General features: G+C 66.2%; 20 protein-coding genes. 14 read left to right on the top strand and 6 right to left on the bottom strand.

Annotated features, from left to right (window positions below):
• Position 1: 1 nt before the first annotated feature.
• From urtC to urtE, 3 genes are read left to right on the top strand one after another with little or no spacing between them, the layout of a single operon-like run.
• The gene (gene urtC, locus RBB31_RS14545) at positions 2 to 1,264 is read left to right on the top strand and encodes an urea ABC transporter permease subunit UrtC (RefSeq protein WP_306130024.1); all 1,263 of its coding nucleotides are present in this window, start codon (positions 2 to 4) and stop codon (positions 1,262 to 1,264) included.
• Complete coding sequence (urtD, locus tag RBB31_RS14540) at positions 1,261 to 2,001, top strand: urea ABC transporter ATP-binding protein UrtD (RefSeq protein ID WP_306130023.1); 741 nt, start codon at positions 1,261 to 1,263, stop codon at positions 1,999 to 2,001. Before urtC ends, urtD begins: the two co-directional genes overlap by 4 nt.
• Position 2,002: 1 nt before the next feature.
• Positions 2,003 to 2,698 (top strand): urea ABC transporter ATP-binding subunit UrtE, encoded by a 696-nt coding sequence (urtE, locus tag RBB31_RS14535; protein WP_306130079.1) that lies wholly within the window; start codon positions 2,003 to 2,005, stop codon positions 2,696 to 2,698.
• 165 nt (positions 2,699 to 2,863) lie between these two features.
• Here the strand turns inward: urtE and RBB31_RS14530 are convergent, their stop codons facing one another.
• Positions 2,864 to 3,193 (bottom strand): nuclear transport factor 2 family protein, encoded by a 330-nt coding sequence (locus RBB31_RS14530; protein ID WP_306130022.1) that lies wholly within the window; start codon positions 3,191 to 3,193, stop codon positions 2,864 to 2,866.
• A 244-nt stretch (positions 3,194 to 3,437) separates the two neighbouring features.
• Between RBB31_RS14530 and RBB31_RS14525 the strand changes: the two genes are divergently transcribed.
• From RBB31_RS14525 to RBB31_RS14515, 3 genes are all read left to right on the top strand, one after another.
• Complete coding sequence (locus RBB31_RS14525; RefSeq protein WP_306130021.1) at positions 3,438 to 4,217, top strand: SDR family oxidoreductase; 780 nt, start codon at positions 3,438 to 3,440, stop codon at positions 4,215 to 4,217.
• Between the two features lie 193 nt (positions 4,218 to 4,410).
• Complete coding sequence (locus RBB31_RS14520) at positions 4,411 to 6,054, top strand: GMC family oxidoreductase (protein WP_306130020.1); 1,644 nt, start codon at positions 4,411 to 4,413, stop codon at positions 6,052 to 6,054.
• Between the two features lie 182 nt (positions 6,055 to 6,236).
• On the top strand, positions 6,237 to 6,716 hold the full coding sequence (locus RBB31_RS14515; protein WP_306130019.1) for an Lrp/AsnC family transcriptional regulator: 480 nt from the start codon (positions 6,237 to 6,239) through the stop codon (positions 6,714 to 6,716).
• A gap of 42 nt (positions 6,717 to 6,758) precedes the next feature.
• Here RBB31_RS14515 and wrbA read toward each other — a convergent pair whose 3' ends face one another.
• Entirely contained in the window at positions 6,759 to 7,382 is a 624-nt protein-coding gene (gene wrbA, locus RBB31_RS14510; RefSeq protein WP_306130018.1) for an NAD(P)H:quinone oxidoreductase, read from the bottom strand.
• A gap of 99 nt (positions 7,383 to 7,481) precedes the next feature.
• On the opposite strand from wrbA, the gene RBB31_RS14505 reads away from it, so the two are divergent.
• A complete protein-coding gene (locus RBB31_RS14505; RefSeq protein ID WP_306130017.1) occupies positions 7,482 to 8,387 on the top strand; it encodes a LysR family transcriptional regulator in 906 nt (301 codons plus the stop codon).
• 12 nt (positions 8,388 to 8,399) lie between these two features.
• On the opposite strand, the gene RBB31_RS14500 is transcribed toward RBB31_RS14505, so the two are convergent.
• From RBB31_RS14500 to RBB31_RS14490, 3 genes are all read right to left on the bottom strand, one after another.
• The gene (locus tag RBB31_RS14500; RefSeq protein ID WP_306130016.1) at positions 8,400 to 9,308 is read right to left on the bottom strand and encodes a LysR family transcriptional regulator; all 909 of its coding nucleotides are present in this window, start codon (positions 9,306 to 9,308) and stop codon (positions 8,400 to 8,402) included.
• A gap of 120 nt (positions 9,309 to 9,428) precedes the next feature.
• Complete coding sequence (locus RBB31_RS14495) at positions 9,429 to 10,085, bottom strand: response regulator transcription factor (RefSeq protein WP_306130015.1); 657 nt, start codon at positions 10,083 to 10,085, stop codon at positions 9,429 to 9,431.
• Positions 10,082 to 11,419 (bottom strand): histidine kinase, encoded by a 1,338-nt coding sequence (locus RBB31_RS14490; protein WP_306130014.1) that lies wholly within the window; start codon positions 11,417 to 11,419, stop codon positions 10,082 to 10,084. The genes RBB31_RS14495 and RBB31_RS14490 overlap by 4 nt, the downstream gene beginning before the upstream one ends.
• A 152-nt stretch (positions 11,420 to 11,571) precedes the next feature.
• Here RBB31_RS14490 and RBB31_RS14485 point away from each other — a divergent pair, with 152 nt between their 5' ends.
• Positions 11,572 to 12,555, top strand: coding sequence for a MoxR family ATPase (locus RBB31_RS14485; RefSeq protein WP_306130013.1), 984 nt, complete (start codon positions 11,572 to 11,574; stop codon positions 12,553 to 12,555).
• A 29-nt stretch (positions 12,556 to 12,584) separates the two neighbouring features.
• Here RBB31_RS14485 and RBB31_RS14480 read toward each other — a convergent pair whose 3' ends face one another.
• Entirely contained in the window at positions 12,585 to 12,812 is a 228-nt protein-coding gene (locus tag RBB31_RS14480) for a hypothetical protein (protein WP_306130080.1), read from the bottom strand.
• On the opposite strand from RBB31_RS14480, the gene RBB31_RS14475 reads away from it, so the two are divergent.
• The 6 genes from RBB31_RS14475 to RBB31_RS14450 are packed head-to-tail and all read left to right on the top strand — an operon-like array spanning position 12,708 to position 17,496.
• On the top strand, positions 12,708 to 13,397 hold the full coding sequence (locus RBB31_RS14475) for a DUF58 domain-containing protein (protein ID WP_306130078.1): 690 nt from the start codon (positions 12,708 to 12,710) through the stop codon (positions 13,395 to 13,397). The two genes, RBB31_RS14480 and RBB31_RS14475, sit on opposite strands and share 105 nt — an antisense overlap.
• The gene (locus RBB31_RS14470; protein ID WP_306130012.1) at positions 13,394 to 13,762 is read left to right on the top strand and encodes a hypothetical protein; all 369 of its coding nucleotides are present in this window, start codon (positions 13,394 to 13,396) and stop codon (positions 13,760 to 13,762) included. Before RBB31_RS14475 ends, RBB31_RS14470 begins: the two co-directional genes overlap by 4 nt.
• Entirely contained in the window at positions 13,759 to 14,715 is a 957-nt protein-coding gene (locus RBB31_RS14465) for a VWA domain-containing protein (RefSeq protein WP_306130011.1), read from the top strand. The genes RBB31_RS14470 and RBB31_RS14465 overlap by 4 nt, the downstream gene beginning before the upstream one ends.
• Positions 14,712 to 15,647 carry a VWA domain-containing protein gene (locus tag RBB31_RS14460; protein ID WP_306130009.1) on the top strand — a complete coding sequence of 312 codons (936 nt, stop codon included), beginning with the start codon at positions 14,712 to 14,714 and terminating at the stop codon, positions 15,645 to 15,647. The genes RBB31_RS14465 and RBB31_RS14460 overlap by 4 nt, the downstream gene beginning before the upstream one ends.
• Positions 15,644 to 16,297, top strand: a complete 654-nt coding sequence (locus tag RBB31_RS14455; protein WP_306130008.1) for a hypothetical protein — start codon at positions 15,644 to 15,646, stop codon at positions 16,295 to 16,297. Before RBB31_RS14460 ends, RBB31_RS14455 begins: the two co-directional genes overlap by 4 nt.
• Positions 16,291 to 17,496 carry a hypothetical protein gene (locus tag RBB31_RS14450; RefSeq protein WP_306130007.1) on the top strand — a complete coding sequence of 402 codons (1,206 nt, stop codon included), beginning with the start codon at positions 16,291 to 16,293 and terminating at the stop codon, positions 17,494 to 17,496. The genes RBB31_RS14455 and RBB31_RS14450 overlap by 7 nt, the downstream gene beginning before the upstream one ends.
• Positions 17,497 to 17,507 lie beyond the last annotated feature (11 nt).

The following is a 17,507-nucleotide window of genomic DNA, read 5'->3' as shown; positions in this document are numbered from 1 at the left end:
CATGACCGACAGCACCCTAACCGGCACCGCCCCGCGCCAGCCCTTGGCTCTGCGCTTTCCGGCGATCCTGATCTTCATGGCCTGCCTCGCGCTCTTTACTGTCGGCGTCACCATCCTGTCCGAAGGGTTCGGCATCGGCGTGATTTCCACCAGCTTCGTCAAGACGCTGGGCAAGACGCTCTGCCTTTGCCTCGTGGCACTGGCGATGGACCTCGTCTGGGGCTATTGCGGAATCCTGTCGCTCGGGCACATGGCCTTTTTCGGGCTGGGCGGCTACGCCATCGGCATGTGGCTGATGTATGAACGCACCCGCCTCATCGTGGTCGAAAGCATGTCCGCACAAGCACTGCCGCCCACGCCCGAACAAATCTCCGACGGCATCGCCAGCCAGATCTTCGGCGTCGTCGGCGCGTCCGAGTTCCCGCCCATCTGGGCGGTCGCCCACTCCCTGCCCCTGCAACTTGCCGCCGTGGTGTTGGTGCCCGGTCTGCTGGCCCTGGTCTTCGGCTGGTTCGCCTTCCGCAGCCGGGTGACGGGAGTGTACCTGTCGATCCTGACCCAGGCGATGACCCTCGCCCTCGCCCTCTACCTCTTTCAGAACGACAGCGGGTTGCGCGGCAACAACGGCCTTTCGGGCCTGCAAAACCTGCCCGGCCTCGGCAATGTCCCGCAATCCGTCGTCTCGGTGTGGTTCCTCTGGGCCTCGGCGCTTGCTCTCGCCTTGGGCTTCTGGTTGGCCACATGGGTCGTGTCGGGCAAGTTCGGCTCGGTCCTGCGCGGCATCCGCGATGACGAGGCCCGGGTGCGATTCCTCGGTTACCCGGTCGAGGCGTACAAGCTTTTCGTCTTCACCCTGTCGGCGGTCATCGCCGGCATCGCCGGCGCGCTCTATTACCCGCAGGCCGGCATCATCAACCCCGCCGAACTGGCGCCCATCGCCTCGATCTATCTCGCCGTCTGGGTCGCCATCGGCGGGCGCGGGCGGCTTTACGGGGCAGTCATCGGCGCCGCTTTCGTATCGCTTCTATCGACGTGGTTCACTGGTGGACAGGCCCCCGACATCGTGCTGGGCAGCTGGCGCATCCAGTGGGTCGACTGGTGGACGGTCTTGCTTGGCGTGTCATTCGTTGCGGTCACGCTCTTTGCCCCCAAGGGAATCGGCGGGCTCTTCGACCTGCTGGCGGATTGCCTGACCCCCAACCGCCACGGCGCCGACCTCGGCCCCGACCAGGGCGCTCTGCGCGAACAGGAGGCCGACAAATGAGCCAGCTTCTGGAGGTTTCCGGCGTCTCGGTCAGCTTCGACGGTTTCAAGGCATTGAACAACCTGTCCTTCTCTATCGCCAACAAGGAACTACGCGCCGTCATCGGCCCCAACGGCGCGGGCAAGACCACCTTCATGGACGTGGTCACCGGCAAGACGAAGCCCGACGAAGGCCGCGTGCTCTGGGGCGAGCCGCCCATCTCCCTGCTGGGCAAATCGGAAAGCACCATCGCCATGGCGGGTGTCGGCCGCAAGTTTCAGCGCCCCACCGTGTTCGAGGACCAGACCGTGTTCGAGAACCTGATGATGGCCCTGCGCAAACCCCGCTCGCCCTTCGCCGTCCTCTTCTTCAAGCCCAGCGCCGAAGACCGCGACCGCGTCGCCGATTTGGCGGGCACGATCGGCCTCGCGCAGGCGCTTCAGCGCAAATCTGGCGAACTCTCGCACGGTCAGAAACAATGGCTGGAGATCGGGATGCTGCTGGCGCAGGAACCGCAGCTTCTGCTGGTCGATGAACCCGCGGCGGGCATGACCACCGCCGAGCGCGAGAAGACCACCGACCTGCTGCGCGAAGCCGCCAGAACCCGCGCCGTCGTCGTCGTCGAACATGACATGGAATTCGTCCGCCGCCTCGGCTGCAAGGTCACGGTGCTGCACGAAGGCTCGGTGCTGGCCGAAGGCTCCATCGACCATGTCACCAAGAATGAAAACGTGATCGAGGTGTATCTTGGCCGATGACATCCTGAGCGTCGAGGGCCTGACCCTCCACTACGGCGGCAGCCAGATCCTGAACGGCATCGACATGGGCGCACGTCTGGGCGAAGTGACTTGCATCATGGGCACCAACGGCGTCGGCAAGACCTCCCTGCTCAAGGCGCTCTCCGGCACTCATCCCCGCTCGGGTGGCACTTATACGCTGGCGGGCGAGACCGTCGGCAAACTCGGCGCCTATGACATGGCGCGGCGCGGCATCGGATACGTGCCACAGGGGCGCGACATCTTCCCGTTCCTGACGGTCGAGGAAAACCTCGAGACCGGCTTCGCCTGCCTGCCGCGCAGCGAACGCCACCTGCGCGACGATATCTTCGACCTCTTTCCGATCCTCAAGGAATTCATGCCCCGGCGCGGCGGAGACCTGTCGGGCGGGCAGCAACAGCAGCTTGCCATCGCCCGCGCGCTCATCACCAAGCCCAAGGTCCTGCTCCTCGATGAGCCGACCGAGGGCATCCAGCCCAACGTGATCCAGCAGATCGGCGAGGCAATCCGCCTGCTGCGGTCCCAGGGCGACATCGCAATCATCCTGGTCGAGCAGTATTTCAGCTTTGCCTTCGACCTCGGCGACCGTTTCTATGTGATCGAACGCGGAGCGGTCAAGCTGAGCGCGGACAGGGATAGCGTGACAAGCGAAGAACTCGCCAGAAGCACTGCCATCTAACCACCCGCAAGGACCGCTTCAATAAACGCGAGGCACGTCAGACGACATGCCTGCGTTTCTTGATGCGGTCCGGCGCGGGCGTTTGCTGTCACGTCGACGTCTGATCTCGAAACAAGCTCGCAAAAGGTCTCGAACATCACACACCGCCCCGGACAACGCGTCTCGTCAGGGAACGATCTCCAGCTCCGCGATCCTGTCCCCCTCGAGACGGAACAGGTAACGCAGATCGACCGGGCTGCCGGGAAAGTTGCCGACAAGGTGGCTGGTCACGATCGTGCGCTCACCTTCCTCGGTCAGGGAAAACGGCTCGACGGTATAGGTATATTGGGTCGAGGCATTGGCCATCCACTGCCGGATCGCCTCCCGGCCCTTGTACGTATTTCCTTCATCAACGACCACGGCGTCCTCCGTAAAGCACTCCGCTATAGCTTGCGCGTTGCCCTTCTTGTCGGCCGAGAAATACTTGGCGATCACTGTCGGTAGTTCGGGTTTCATGGTCATTCTCCTGTTGTGGTTCAAGGCGCTGCGACCTCTGCCAGTCGCGCTGAAAGCCAATTTAGGACCAGATGAAAATTTAAGAATGTGGATAAATCGATACGTCAAATCCCGAAAATCAGGATAATGCCATTATCCGGAAATTCAGAACAGCGCATACTCGTTTATCCCAGTTATCCAAACCACACATATTGCCTAGGTTTTCCAGCAAGCAACACTCAGCGATAAATCTGGAGCTCGGATCATGCACGATTTTCTCAACCTGAAAGACAAGCGCGCACTCGTGACCGGGGGCACCCAGGGCGCCGGCGCCGCCACCGTCGAGTTGCTGCGAATGCTCGGCGCGACGGTCCTGACAACCGCGCGCTCGCGCCCGGACCAGATGAATGCCGACGCATTCGTTGCCGCAGACCTGACGACACCCGCAGGCTGCAAGGCGGTTGCCGACGCAGTCAAAGACGAGCTGGGCGGCATCGACATCATCGTCCACATGGTCGGCGGATCCTCCGCACCGGGTGGCGGATATGCGGCACTCGATGACGATCAATGGCAAAGGGAGCTTGACCTGAACCTGTTCCCGTCGGTTCGGCTCGACCGCTTGCTGGTGCCGCAGATGGTGGCTCAGGGCCACGGCGTCGTCATCCACGTCACCTCGATCCAGCGTCTCCTGCCCCTGCCGGAGGCCACGACAGCCTATGCCGCGGCCAAGGCCGCGCTCTCGGCCTATAGCAAGAGCCTCTCCAAGGAAGTCTCCCCGAAAGGTGTCCGCGTCCTGCGCGTCTCCCCCGGCTGGATCGAGACCGAGGCATCGGTGCGCCTCGCCCAGCGCCTCGCCGAGGAGACGGGGACCGATTACGAAGGCGGCAAGCAGATCATCATGCAGTCGCTCGGCGGCATCCCCATAGGCCGCCCGACCAAACCCGACGAGGTCGCCAGCCTGATCGCCTTTCTGGCCTCGGATCGCGCGGCCACGATCACGGGCACCGAGTACACCATAGACGGTGGAACCGTTCCGACCGTCTGAGCCCCTGACCCTTTGCCCGTCGGGCCCCGAAACACCGGCTCCAGACCGCATGGCCAACGGTCGGCGCTGCATCGTCCACCCCGGTGAACGGTGAAACCACCAATGGTGGTCTGTTGGTTGCGCCCCGCCGCAACCACGTGATCGCGATCTGACCCATTTCGACCAGACGACAAACATCCCCAAGGAGATCCTTATGGACACCAATCCTGACCTCTCGCGACACGACATTGACGTCGCGGAAAACCAGAATGCCCTGCGCCAAGCGCTTCGCTCCGAATACGATTTCATCGTCTGCGGTGCCGGGTCCAGCGGTTCGGTCGTCGCCGCCCGGCTGGCAGAACAGCCGGAGGTCAGCGTTCTCCTGGTCGAGGCCGGCGGCGACGACACGGCAGACACGGTCACCAACCCCGCCATGTGGCCCTTGAACCTCGGCAGCGAGCGCGACTGGGGCTTCTCTAGCGAACCCAGCCCGACCCTCAATGGCCGCAGGCTTCCGCTCAGCATGGGCAAGGGCCTGGGTGGCGGGTCGAGCATCAACGTCATGGTCTGGGCCCGTGGCCACAAGGAAGACTGGGATCACTTCGCCGCCGAATCCGGCGACCCCGCCTGGGGGTACCAATCCGTCCTTGGCTACTACCGCCGCATCGAGGATTGGCAGGGCACACCCGACGACGAACGGCGCGGCAAGGGCGGCCCCGTCCATGTCGAACAACCCGCCTCGCCTCAGCCCGCCGCCCGCGCGATGCTCGAGGCCGCCGGCCAGATGGGCATCCCGGTTTTCGACAGCCCGAACGGGGCGATGATGGAAGGCCCCGGCGGCGCCGCGATCGCCGATTTGCGCATCCGCGACGGCCGGCGCCAGTCGATCTTCCGCTCCTACACCCACCGCGTCATGCACCAGCCCAACCTGACCGTCCTGACCGGCGCCCTGGTCACCCGCATCCTGCTGGAGGGCACCTCCGCCACCGGCGTCGAACTCCTGCTCGACGGCAAGCCCCGGCAGATCCGCGCGCGTTGCGAGACGATCCTGTCGCTCGGCGCCATCCAGACGCCGAAGGTGCTGATGCAGTCCGGCATCGGCCCCGAGGAAGAGCTCGCCGCCCACGGCATCCCGATCGTGCGCGACCTTCCCGGCGTCGGCCGCAACCACCAGGACCACCTCGCCTTCGGCTGTACCTGGGCCTATCACAAGCCCGAAGGCATCGGCGGCGGCGGGTGCGAGGCGACGCTCTATTGGCAGAGCGACTCGCGCCTCCGACAGCCGGATATCCTGCAATGCCAGCTCGAATTCCCGGTGCCCGCGCCCGCCGAAGCCGGCATCGAGACGCCCCCGCATGGTTGGACCATGTTCGCCGGGCTGGCCCAGCCGAAAAGCCGGGGCCGCCTGCGGCTGTCCGGGCCGGATGCCGACGATCCGCTCCTGATCGAGCCCAACGCCCTCAGCGAGGCCGAGGATCTGGAGACCGCCTTTGCCGCCGTCGCGATGTGCCGCGAGCTCGGCAACCACCAGGCCTTCACGCCCCTCGTCCGGCAGGAAGTCGCGCCCGGCAGGCGGGATCGCAAGGCGTTGGCCGATTTTATCCGCAACTCCGCGGTCACCTACTGGCACCAATCCTGCACCGCCAAGATGGGACGGGACGAGATGTCGGTCGTCGATCATCAGCTCAAGGTCTACGGCATCGACAACCTGCGCATCGCCGATGCCTCGATCATGCCGCGCATCACCACCGGCAACACGATGGCCCCCTGCGTTGTGATCGGGGAACGTGCCGCCGACATGATCCGCCTTCAGCACGAACTGGCGCACACCGCAATGCCCGTCGAAGCCGGGGCATAAGCGAAACGTCAGCGGATCGGTGGCAAGCCCTTCGATCCGCACGACCTGCCGACTTCGCCCCCGGTTTGCGCGCGCCACACGCGGCGAGGCGCCCACAGCACGCTTTCACCCACACCCGATCTGTGTCTTAGATGATCCAGAAAGGTGCACAAGAGCGCCTGAAAGCCGCAAAAGGGCATAGAATGCCGGAAGATCCCATCAGTCCGGACCTCGACCGGATCGACCGAAACATCCTGCGCGCGCTGCAGAAAGACGCCCGCGTGCCCAACTCCGACCTGGCCCAACTGGTGAACGTGAGTGCCGCGACATGCCACCGCCGCACCCAGCGCCTGATCGAACAGAAGTACATCTCGTCCGTCCGCGCGCAGATCGCACCGGCCAGCGTGGGGCTGGGCACGCTCGTGATGGTCGGCGTCGTGCTGGACCGCTCCACACCCGAGAGCTTTTCCGAGTTCGAAGAGGCTGTCGGAGGGATGAAAGAGGTCCTGGACTGCAACCTTGTCGCCGGAGACTTCGATTATCTTCTGAAGATCAGGACGCGCGACATGGAAGGGTTCAATCTGTTGCACGGCCGCAAACTCATCACCCTGCCGGGCGTCCGCCAGATCCGTACCTTCTTCGTGTTAAAGGAAGTCAAGGACAACGCACCTCTGGCGTTCTGACTGAGAGTCCGGGGGCCATGCCCCCGGACCGCCCTTGCGCTCTCACCCTGCCCTGACACGTCGCGCCGCCTGCGCCCATGTGGCCGTCCGCGACCCCTGGTGCCGCGCCGCTTGCAACGTCGTCTGGGGCAGCGCCGCGCCCTGCCCGTCGGTAAAGCTGGTGCCGTAAGGATTTCCGCCGGCCGCATGGATCGCCGGATCGGTATAGCCCGGAGGCACCATGATCCCGCCCCAGTGGTAGAACACGTTATGCAGCGCAAGCAGGGTGGATTCCTGTCCACCGTGAACGTTACCGGCCCCGGTGAATGCACTGACGACCTTGTCCGTCAGCGCCCCGTTCATCCACAGACCGCCGCAGGTGTCCAGGAACTGCTTCAACTGCGCAGCCGGCAGTCCGAAACGCGTCGGCGTGCCGAAAACGAAACCGTCCGCCCATTCCAGGTCCTCGTGAGTCGCCACGGGAACCTCGCGCGTGGCCTCGAGGTGTTTCCGCCACGCCGGGTTCGCATCGATCGCCGCGTCAGGCGCCAGTTCCGCCACCCGCCGTATCCTGACCGCGGCGCCGCGTGCTTCGGCGCCTGCGGCGATTTCCCGTGCTATCGTGTAGGTGTTGCCGGTACTGCTGTAATAGACGATTGCCAGCCGGACGGGTTCTTGATCTGTCATGTCGCTTTCCTCTTGTTGAGAAAGGAAAGCTATGCGCGCCCAACCGTCGCCACTATAGAGTGGAATTTCGTTTCACTGTCTGCCCGGATGGACAATCACATGCCGAAAACGCCCAGCCTCGATGACCTGGCCCGCTTCAGGAAAGTCGTCGACAAAGGCTCTTTCGCAGCCGCAGCGCGGGACCTCGGCATACCCAAAAGCACCCTAAGCAAGGCCATCGCCCGGCTCGAACAGGATCTTGGCGTGCGCCTGCTGGAGCGAACGACGCGCAACATGCGACCCACCGACATCGGGCGTATCGTTGCGGATCACGGCAAGACGATGGTCGACGCGTTCGACGCGGCAAGGCTTGCAGCCAGCGACAGCGACGGGCCCTCGGGCCGCGTCCGCGTCGGGTGTCCGCCGGGGCTGTTGGATGATCTGCTCGATGATGTCATCGCCGATTTCCTCACCGACTTTCCCAAGGTCCGGATCGAACTGGTCGCGATGGCGGGCCCGCTCGACCTCGTCAGGGACGATGTGGATATCACGATCCGCGCGCGGTCGCAGGTCGAGGCCGGCGCCTCGCATGTCGTACGGCGGCTCGGCGTGTCGCGTGGCATCCTGGTTGCCGCGCCGTCCCTTGCCGGTACAAGCCATCTGCTGACGCCTCGGGACTTGCAGACTGTCCCCACCCTGTGCCTGCCCGGCGACAGCCGCGAATGGGCGCTTTTCGACCGGGCTGGCACACCCCACACAATTGACGTCTCTCCGCGGCTTGTCACCAGCGACATCGCCACCTTGCGGCACGCCGCGATCAGGGGGCTGGGCGTCGCCCTGCTGCCCGAACATGCCTGTATGCCGGATATTGCAGCCGGCCACCTGATGCGGGTCTTGCCGGACATCTCGACGGTCGAGGGCACAATCTACGCCGTGTTCTCGCGCGACACCGCTAGGGCCTCGGCGCTTCGCGCCTTCATCGACCACCTTGCCCGCGCCTTCGCCATCGCCCCGTTCCGGCGATAGCCCGGCCACTCTTCACGCCGCCCGTGCCGAGCGCGCCAACTCGCGCGCAAGGTCGACGAACACCTTGAACGCGGCCGGTGGGTTGCGCCGGCTGGGGTAATACAGGCACAGCGGCGCAATCGGCGGGGTCCAGTCATCGAGGATCCGCACCAGCCGGCCCGCCGCGATATCTTCGCGCACGTTCGACTCCATGAAATACCCGATGCCCACACCATCGAGGACCGCTGTGCGCGCCAGGCTGGCCTCATCCAGGGTCAGTGGCCCGTCCACGTCCACATGCACTGGCTGGCCTTCGGATTCGAACTGCCAGCGATACAGCGCGCCGTTCGGCAGGCGGACGCGGATACAGGTATGCGCCTTCAGGTCGGCCGGAACGCGCGGGACATCCCGGTTCGCGAAATAGGACGGCGCGGCCACGACGGCATGTCGGCGCGCGGGCCCCAGCGGAATCGCGATCATGTCCGACGGCACGAGCGTCTTGCTGCGCACCCCGAAATCAAATCCGTCCGCCACGATGTCCACAAGGCTCCCCTCGGTCACGAGATCGATCTGAACCTCCGGAAACCGCTTCAGAAACTCCAGGACCAGCGGCGCAAGAATTTCCTGCGCGGCAGTGACGAAGGTGTTGATGCGCAAGGTGCCGGAAGGCGTCTCCTGTTGCGACCGGACCGTGTCCAACGCCTGATGGATATCCCGCACCGCCGGACTGACCTGATCGACGAATCTGTGCCCCGCCTCGGTCAGCGAGACACTGCGCGTCGTGCGATTGAACAGGCGCACCCCCAACTGCCCTTCCAGCTTGGAAACCGCATTGCTGAGAGCACTCGTCGACATCCCCAAATCGAGTGCCGCGGCCCGGAACGTCCCTCTGCGGCTGATTGCGAGCACGGCATCGAAGTCGGTCAGTTTATAGTTTTTCATTGTCCCGAATTTCGTAATTCGACGCCTCAATTTATCCCTAGTGTCAAAACGGCGTCAAAAGCTAAATTTTCGGTGACGCACCAGTATCCACCGTTGGCCTTGGCCCGGCATTATCAAAAGCTAGCTTTGCGCGTCCCTCGACCCGTCCACCAGCCCTGCCTTCAGAGCGAACCAGACCATCTGCGCGTCGGTTTCCAGCCCCAGGACGCTCTTGATCTGGTAGTGGTTGTTGCGCACCGTTTTGAGGCTGATCGACAGGGCATCGGCAATCTTCTCCGCGGGCCATCCGCTTGCCAGCAGGCGCAGGATCTCGGTCTGGCGTGTACTCAGCTCGTCAAGGCCGATGCCCGCCCCGGCAATCCGGTCCTGCGCGATAGACTCGATTACATCCGGCGAGATCACGGTCCGCCCCTCCAGCACCCCAAGGATAGCGTTGATCAGGTTCGCCGGATCGCTGCTCTTGGTGACATACCCCGCCGCCCCGGCCTCGACAGACTTCAATGCAAAGGCCGATCCCTGGTGCATCGTGAAAACCACCACTCTGGCGGTCTCATCGTACTGCCGGATATGGCGGATCGCCTCGATGCCGCTTGCGCCGGGCAAGGTCACGTCCATCACCACCACGTCCGGCTTCGTCTCCCGGAAACGAATGTAGGCGCTGCGCGCGTCTTCGGCCTCGGATACGATGCGCAGGCCCGGTTGCAGGTCGATCAGCCGGCGATACCCCTCGCGCACGACCGGGTGGTCATCGACGATCATGATGCGATGCTCGGTCATGCGGCGCTTCGCATGATCGCGCCGGGAACGGTCACGTCGACCCTGACGCCGTCTATCGTCTGCTGCATGTTCAATCGCCCGCCCATGGCCGCCGTCCGCTCGGTGATGCCTAGGATGCCATGACCCGGCCGCTCCCGGGCCAGCGTCCCGCCTCCATCGTCCTCGACGGTAAGCGTGATGCTTCCCTCCACCTGCCGCAGCATCACGCGAACATGTTCCGGTGCGCCATGCCGCATAGCGTTCGTCACGCATTCCTGAACGATGCGGTAGAGATCCAGCGCCACGGCATCCGTCATCCCGCCTTCGTCCAGGTCACAATCGAGCGTCAGGCGGGTGCCGCGCTGCTTTTCCCACCCGCCCAGCATCGTGCGCAGGCTGGCGGCAAGGCCGACCTCCTCCAGATCCGGCGGTCGCAGACGCGCGAACGCCCCGCGCAGGCAATCCATCATGTTGCGGATATTATCACCGACGGCCCCCGCGTCGCGCTCGATATCGGGGCGGTCCCCCGAGGCGGCATAGCGCATCGAAGCGGCAAGCGCGGCCGTCGCGGTGAGCGTCTGACCGAACTCGTCATGAAGGTCGCGCGCCAGTTGGCGCCGCTCCACGTCCTCGACCTCGATCAGCTTGCGGGTCAGCGCACGGCTCCGCTCGGCGCTGGCTCTCAGGCGCTCGGCCAAATGATTGACGGCCTGCGCTATCTGGCCGAACTCGCGCGCGCCACCCAGTTCGACCCGCGCATCGAGGTCGCCGTGGGCCAGCCGGTCTAGCCCGGCGACGATGCCGCGCACCGGCCCCAGGCGCCAGACAATCGCGAAAGAGCCCAAAATCAGCACGCCTGCCGCCATCGCCAGTGTCTGCCACAGGGCCAGCCGTGTGCGCTGCCAGGCCAGCGTCGCGGCGGCCACCGGATCGAAGGTTGCCTCGACACGGAACGCGCCGCTTTGTGACGCCGATCCGGACCGCGCGACCGGCGCGGGCGGCTCGAAAACGCGTTCGGACAGGTCGCGGAACCAGCCGGGCGCGATCTGCCCGAAGACCTGCCAGCCGGCACATAGCCGCCGCTCCGAGATCATCCGTTGGTCAAACCGGATGCAGGTGCCCGGCGCCATCACACCCAGAAGCTTGATCGACGTCATCTCGGCATAGAGCGGGTCGCCCACGCGCGGCTCCATGTGATAGTTCCGCTCCAGCACATAGCTGGCCCGCGTCAGCGTCGTCTGGGTATCGCTGCGGGCGCTCCGGTATGCATCTGTTGCTGCCAGGCCAAGGGTGATCGCCCCGGCCAGTGCCGTCACCAGCCAGAGCGTCAGAACCAGTCGGAACCGAAGGCTCATGTCATTCCCTCCCGAAATGTACTGCACCCGAGGATCGGGCAAACCGGCCGTCATGTCTCGGGCAATTTGCCCGACATGCGCCGAAAAGGTCAGCGAGATCTTCTTTGCATGTCCCGGCCATGTTTCTGTGTCACGGGCAAAAGGAGGACCGGATGGAGGATATCGCAGACAGGACGACAGGCACTCGGGCAGACCCCGCGGCGTTGCTGGCGGCTCGTATGGAACTCGGCCTCGTGGGCCACGCGGTGCTCGTGGAACGGCTGTTGATCGCGCTCCTGACCGACGGGCACGTCCTGATCGAAGGCGCGCCGGGCCTTGCAAAGACCCGCTCGGTGCGGCGGCTGGCCGAGGGGGTCGAGGGCAGCTTTTCCCGCATCCAGTGCACGCCCGACCTGATGCCGTCTGACGTCACCGGCACACAGATCTACCGGCAGGACAGCGGCACGATGGATTTCCTGCCCGGCCCGGTCTTTCACAATCTTGTCCTGGTCGACGAGATCAACCGCGCGCCGCCCAAGGTGCAATCCGCGCTGCTCGAGGCGATGGGCGAAGGCCAGGTCACCGCCGGTGGCCAGACCCGTGCCCTGCCCGACCCTTTCATGGTCATCGCCACGCAGAACCCGCTGGAGCAGGAAGGCACCTTTCCCCTGCCCGAGGCGCAGCTTGACCGGTTCCTGATGCATGTCATGCTGGACCTGCCCGATGAGGCCGCCGAGATGGAAATTCTCGACCTTGTCGAGGCGGAACTGCGCAGCCATGCCGGGCGCGAAGCACCAACGCTGGATCACGCGACGCTCGCCGCCATGCAGGAAGACGTGCTTCAGGTCCACCTGTCGCCCGCCTTGAAGCAATACATAGTAGCGCTGGTCATGGCGACGCGCCGCGCGACCGAGGCCATTGACGTGACCGACCGGATCCGCCACGCGGTCAGCCCGCGCGGCACGCTTGCCCTGGCGTCGAGCGCCCGTGCCCGTGCCTGGCTGCACGGTCGCGACTATGCGGTGCCCGAAGACGTCGCGGCCCTGGCGCCCGATGTGCTCTGCCACCGCATGGCGCCGACATGGCGGGCGCAGGCCGAAGGCCACACGGCCCGCTCGATCCTTTCCGAGATCCTCGCCGGTGTGGCGCCGCTATGAGCCTGCCCCGAGCATCGGGGGCGGAGGTCTCACTCGACCGTCTCGTCGCGATCGGCGGCCTCGTCGCGGGCAAACACCCGCCCGGTCTCTCCCACGGGCTCGCGGGTGGTCTCTCCGGTCCGCGCCGCGGCGAGGGCGGCGATCTCTTCGACCTGCGCCCGTTTCAGGACGGTGACGACCTGCGCCGGATCGATCCGGCCGCCACGGCGCGCAGCGGGCGGCCCCAGGTTCGCAGCCGCCACGAGGAAGTGGAACACACCCCGCTTCTGGTCGCCGATTTTCGCCCGCCAATGCTCTGGGGCACCCGCGGGCGTTTCCGCTCGGTCGCCGCCGCAGAGGCGCTGGCGGTGGAGGGCTGGCGCGCGGTGCTGGCCGGCGGGCGCGTGGGCGCGATGCTCGTCACCGGCAGCGCCATCGAGATGATGGCCCCGCGCCCGCGCGAAACGGCAATGCTGCGCGCAGCGGGCGCATTCTCACGCGCCCATGCCGCCGCACTCGATGCGCCGGAGGCCGGCTACGACAGCCTCGCGGTGCTCCTCGAGGCAATCTCCGCCCGTGCAGCGCCCGGCACGGCTGTAAAGATCGCAACCGGGCTTGACGCGCCCGGCGCGGATTTCGGCAGGGCGGCGGCGGCCCTGATGCAGAAATGCCCGCTCGAACTCCTGCTGATCCGCGACAGCGTGGAGGCCACACCACCAACCGGGCGCTTTGCGGCACGTATCTGCGGGCGCATCACCCGCGGCCGGTTCGGCACCTCCGCCTCGGCCGACCACCTTGCAGCCCGGTGCATCCCCCACCGGATCGTAAACGCGGCAGACCCGGTACTTCCGGAGGCCGCATGACACCCGAGGACCTGACCGCCCATCTGGCCGATATCCGCATACCCGAAAGCTTTGCCCGCTTCGGCCTTCAGGACGCGATGGCGGCTGCGGCCCTCGGTCTGGTTGCGGGGCTTTTGGTTGCACGGATCGCCCGGTTCGCAACGGTGCGCAAGACACGACCGGCCGAGGCCGCCCGCGCCGCCATCGCCGGTTTGTCCGATGCCGCACCGCAGGCCCGGCTTGCAGGTCTCACGCAACTCCTGCTGGACCATGGCGGCACGCCTCCCGACGGGCTGGGCCCGGCGCTCTATAACCCGCGCCGCCGGTTCGACCCGGCCCCGCTGGAAGCCGCCATCATCGCCGCCGCGAAAGGCCCGCGCCAATGAGTTTCGCAGCCCCCTGGGCGGCGCTGCTGCTGGTGCTACCACTTCTGCTGTTTCGCATTCTGCCAAAGCGCCGGATCGCGGAAGGTGCCATAAGCCTGCCACCGGCCATCGCAGAGACATTCCGGCCCACCGACACGTCTCCGGCTCGGCTCCATGCGCGCACAACCCTGCTGATCCTCGCTTGGGTCTTGCTGGTCGCCGCCCTGACCGGCCCGCGCGCGGAGCGCATTCTCGATGTTGTGCCGGCCTCGGGGCGCGATATCGTCCTTGCGCTCGACCTTTCCGGCTCGATGGAGCGTGAGGACTTCACCCTGAACGGCGCGCAGGTGTCACGCCTTGCAGCGGTGCAGGACGTGGGCGCCCGCTTTGTCCGCGGCCGCACGGGTGACCGTGTCGGGTTGGTCGTCTTCGGCGACCGGGCTTATGTGGCGGCGGCCCTGACACATGATGTGTCCGCCGTCGCACAGGTGATCGAAACCGCCCAGATCGGGGTTTCGGGCAAGGCCACGGCCATCGCCGACGGGCTTGGCCTGGCGCTTCGACGCCTGCGCGAGCGCGAGGCCGAAAGCCGCGTCATCGTGCTGCTGTCGGACGGGCAGGACACGACCGGCGCGGTCGATCCCGTTGCCGCCGCTATCACCGCCAAGACGCTGGGCGTACGGGTCTACACCATCGCGCTCGGTCCCGCCGACCTCGAGACCGCCCGGGATGCGCGCGACGCGGTGGACAGCGAAACCTTGCGCCGCATCGCCGAGGCCGCAGACGGCAAAACCTTTCGCGTGCGCAGCACCGAGGACCTTCTGGCGGTGACCGAGGCCATCGACCGGCTTGAACCGAGCCTGGCCGACTCGCCGCCGGTTCGGGGCTGGCAGGAATACTGGCCATGGCTGGCCAGCGCGGCGCTCGCGTTGCTGGCCACGGCGCTCGGGCTGCAGGCGCGGGAGGCGGCATGACGGACGGCGGGGAGTTCGTGCTGCTGCGCCCGCTGTGGCTGATCGGCATTCCGCTGGCCTTGCTGGCCGGCGGCGCCGTCGCCTGGGCCGCACGCGGGCTCGATCGTTGGCGCCGGGTGATCGACCCCGAACTGCTCTCGGCGCTGCGCAAGCTGGGGCATGTATCGGACGGGCGCCGCACTATCGACCCGTGGTTGCTGGCCATGGCAGGCGGGCTGACCGCCTTGGCACTGGCCGGCCCTGCCACGCGAGACCCGGACGCGCCGGTGCTGCGAAACCTCGACGCCGTGATGATCCTGATGGACCTTTCGCCCTCGGTCACCCAGGGCGGCGGGTTCGACGACGCGCAGGCCGCCGTATCGCGCCTGATCGACCGTCATGGCACGCGGCCCGTCGCCATGGCCGTCTATTCCGCCGAAAGTTTCCTGGTCAGCGTGCCGACCGAGGATCCGGCCGCCCTGCAAACGGTCATCGCCGTGGCCGACAGCCAAACGATTCCGGTCGGCGGCAGCCGTCCCGACCGCGCGCTCGACCTCGCGCGCCAGACCCTGACCGACGCCGCCGCGGCGTATCCGGATGTCGTGCTGGTCTCCGACGGCGGCGGTGCCGGCCCCGAGGCGCTGGACCGTGCCCGCCAGATGGCCGCCGAGGGTATACGCGTCTCGGCCGTCTTCGTCCCGCCTGACGAGCCACCCTACGGGATGCCGCCGCCTGATCGCGACGGGTTGGCCGCCATCGTTTCGGCGGGCGGCGGCATGATCGCGGACGCCACAGATATCGCCACCGTCGAAAAGATCCTGTCCGAGCGTCAGGGAGCAGTCGCGTCGGACCCCACCCTGCGAAACCTGCGCTACGCCGATCAGGGCCGGTGGCTGCTGGCCTTCGCGTTGCTGCCACTGGCTTTCCTCTTGCGCAGAAGCGATGAAGCATGAGCCGCGGTTCGCTGTCGATCCTTGCCGCTGCCTTGTTCTGCGCCACCGCCGCGGGCCCCGAGGGCTGGGCAAAGCTGATCTGGCGCGCGGGCCATCCCGCGCTTGCCCTGCCCCTGATCGAAAACCCCGGCGCGCGCGGCGCGGCACTCTTCCAGGCCGGACGCTATGCCGAGGCCGACGCCGTTTTCGCCCAGATCGGCCGCAGCGCCACCTACAACCGGGGCATGACCCTGGCCGCGACAGGCGACTACAGCCTGTCGGTCGCCTATTTCGATGCCGTGCTCTTCGCCGACCGCTACGATGCCGACGCGCAGCACAACCGCCGGGTCGTTTCGGCCCTGATCGAGCCGGTGATCGGCGAAGCGCGCGGCCACGGACGCATCGAGACGATCCTGTCCCAAGGCGGCGTCGAAACCGCGGCCTTCGATCCCGACGCCCCCGCGCGGCCCATTCAGGCGGCGGAACGCGACCCAAAGCGTGCCAGCCTGAAACGCTCGGTCACCGGCGAGCGGACGGCGGCGGCGGATATGGGCTGGCTCGATTCGCTGGCCGATGCGCCTGGGGCCTATCTCAAGGGCCGCATCGCCTCCGAGATGGAACGCCGGCGCAAGGACGGCGAGGCCCATCGAGAGGAGCCCAGCCGATGGTGAAAATCCTGGTACTCCTGCTGTTGCTCGCCACCCCCCTGGCCGCACAGGAGCACGAGACGCTGAGCCTCGAACTGGTGCTCGACCCGCGCGACGAAGCCCCGATGGAGGGCGAGATGATCCTTGCCACGATCCGGGGGATCTATCGCGAGACCATCACCAACGAGGAATTGAAGCTGCGCAGCATGACCGATTTCGATTGGACGCGGCTGGGCCAGGACGAATGGACCGACCAGCGCGTCGACGGGCGCATGTCGCGGGTGTTCGAGCGGCGGATCGCCTTCTTTCCCAAGCGCGCCGGAACGCTGGAGGTCCTGCCTATCGTGCATGAACTGGAGGTCCCCGGCGACAGCGGACAACGCGAAACCGTGCTTGTCCGATCCGAACCGGTGCGCATCGAGGTGGTTGAAAAACCCGCACGCGCCGAAGAGACATGGTTCCCCGTCCGCGCGCTGGAAGTCTCCGACACGTGGGACGCCGACGCGGCGCAGCTAGAGGACGGACAAGGCGTGACGCGCCGGGTCGTGCTTCGCGCGCTCGGCGCCACGCCCGAGATGATGCCGCAACAACCCGCCTTGCGCGAGCCGTGGCTGATCACCTTCACCCCGCCGGAGGAGCGCGACTTCCAGGTCACCTCGCAGGGTCCTGTCACGACCCTGGTCTGGGTCTGGAAACTGCGCCCCATCACCGGAGAGCCCGGCGTGCTGCCAGAGGTCACGATTCCCTATTTCGACACGGAGGCCCGCACGGCGCGTGCCGCCATACTGCCCGCCGCGCCCATCGGCTATGCAAGCTTTGGCGACAACGCCGCGGCCGGCTGGCGCAAGGACATCGGCGTCGGCCAAGCGCACATCGCGGTTTTTTCCGGGGCCACGATCATCGTTGTCTTGTTGGCGCTCCGAGGCCGCTCGGGGGCATCATCCGCCACCCTCGCCCTGCGCCGCAAGTTGCATTTGAAGAAACAGCTGCGCCGGCTGCGGAAATACGCCGCCACCGAAGATATTCCGCGGTTTCGCGCCCTTGCGGCCCACCTTCTGTCCAGCGAAACCATAACGCCACCGACCAGGGATCACATCGCCCTGCGCCCGGTTGATATCTTTCTGTTCGGCAGCAAGAGTGCACAGCCTGCCCTGGATCTCAGGTCGGTTCTGCGCGACATCGAGGAAAGATTGCGTACCTCTTCCCGCCACGTCGGAATGTAAAAGTTTCCAGT

The organism is Roseovarius sp. MMSF_3350 (assembly GCF_030733425.1).
GTDB lineage: Bacteria > Pseudomonadota > Alphaproteobacteria > Rhodobacterales > Rhodobacteraceae > Roseovarius.
The sequence above is the reverse complement of the archived record's forward strand: the minus strand, read 5'-3'. Positions and strand labels throughout refer to the sequence as shown.

Excerpts from the sequence above, each read along its gene's own strand:
- urtC (WP_306130024.1), top strand. The coding sequence starts at position 2 with ATGACCGACAGCACCCTAACCGGCACCGCCCCGCGCCAGCCCTTGGCT.
- urtD (WP_306130023.1), top strand. The coding sequence starts at position 1,261 with ATGAGCCAGCTTCTGGAGGTTTCCGGCGTCTCGGTCAGCTTCGACGGT.
- RBB31_RS14530 (WP_306130022.1), bottom strand. The coding sequence starts at position 3,193 with ATGAAACCCGAACTACCGACAGTGATCGCCAAGTATTTCTCGGCCGAC.
- RBB31_RS14525 (WP_306130021.1), top strand. The coding sequence starts at position 3,438 with ATGCACGATTTTCTCAACCTGAAAGACAAGCGCGCACTCGTGACCGGG.
- RBB31_RS14520 (WP_306130020.1), top strand. The coding sequence starts at position 4,411 with ATGGACACCAATCCTGACCTCTCGCGACACGACATTGACGTCGCGGAA.
- RBB31_RS14515 (WP_306130019.1), top strand. The coding sequence starts at position 6,237 with ATGCCGGAAGATCCCATCAGTCCGGACCTCGACCGGATCGACCGAAAC.
- wrbA (WP_306130018.1), bottom strand. The coding sequence starts at position 7,382 with ATGACAGATCAAGAACCCGTCCGGCTGGCAATCGTCTATTACAGCAGT.
- RBB31_RS14505 (WP_306130017.1), top strand. The coding sequence starts at position 7,482 with ATGCCGAAAACGCCCAGCCTCGATGACCTGGCCCGCTTCAGGAAAGTC.
- RBB31_RS14500 (WP_306130016.1), bottom strand. The coding sequence starts at position 9,308 with ATGAAAAACTATAAACTGACCGACTTCGATGCCGTGCTCGCAATCAGC.
- RBB31_RS14495 (WP_306130015.1), bottom strand. The coding sequence starts at position 10,085 with ATGACCGAGCATCGCATCATGATCGTCGATGACCACCCGGTCGTGCGC.
- RBB31_RS14490 (WP_306130014.1), bottom strand. The coding sequence starts at position 11,419 with ATGAGCCTTCGGTTCCGACTGGTTCTGACGCTCTGGCTGGTGACGGCA.
- RBB31_RS14485 (WP_306130013.1), top strand. The coding sequence starts at position 11,572 with ATGGAGGATATCGCAGACAGGACGACAGGCACTCGGGCAGACCCCGCG.
- RBB31_RS14470 (WP_306130012.1), top strand. The coding sequence starts at position 13,394 with ATGACACCCGAGGACCTGACCGCCCATCTGGCCGATATCCGCATACCC.
- RBB31_RS14465 (WP_306130011.1), top strand. The coding sequence starts at position 13,759 with ATGAGTTTCGCAGCCCCCTGGGCGGCGCTGCTGCTGGTGCTACCACTT.
- RBB31_RS14460 (WP_306130009.1), top strand. The coding sequence starts at position 14,712 with ATGACGGACGGCGGGGAGTTCGTGCTGCTGCGCCCGCTGTGGCTGATC.
- RBB31_RS14455 (WP_306130008.1), top strand. The coding sequence starts at position 15,644 with ATGAGCCGCGGTTCGCTGTCGATCCTTGCCGCTGCCTTGTTCTGCGCC.
- RBB31_RS14450 (WP_306130007.1), top strand. The coding sequence starts at position 16,291 with ATGGTGAAAATCCTGGTACTCCTGCTGTTGCTCGCCACCCCCCTGGCC.